The 249-nt window shown below is 57.0% G+C and carries 1 pseudogene; it reads right to left on the bottom strand.

Going from position 1 to position 249, the window contains the following annotated elements:
• Positions 1-10: 10 nt before the first annotated feature.
• Positions 11-249 (bottom strand): annotated as a pseudogene (locus ACCD11_RS28450) (MFS transporter); the annotation flags it as partial.

The raw sequence follows: 249 nt of genomic DNA, 5'->3' as shown, positions 1-249 counted from the left end.
ACGCCGCTCCTCAGGAATGCGCTTCAGATAACTTGCTGTTCGTTTCAGGACCGCTGGCCGGCGGCTCTTTGAGCACAACGCGTTTGATCGGGCCAACGATCACCAGATAACTGAATACCGCGACCAACGCGTTGCAACCGACGAACACTAGCGCCCACTTGAACGAGCCGGTGGAGCTGATGATGTAGCCAATGACGATCGGCGTGGTGATCGACGCAATGTTGCCGAAGGTGTTGAACAGGCCACCAC

This window comes from Variovorax sp. Varisp36, assembly GCF_047304235.1.
Taxonomy (GTDB): domain Bacteria; phylum Pseudomonadota; class Gammaproteobacteria; order Burkholderiales; family Burkholderiaceae_C; genus Variovorax.
The sequence above is the reverse complement of the archived record's forward strand: the minus strand, read 5'-3'. Positions and strand labels throughout refer to the sequence as shown.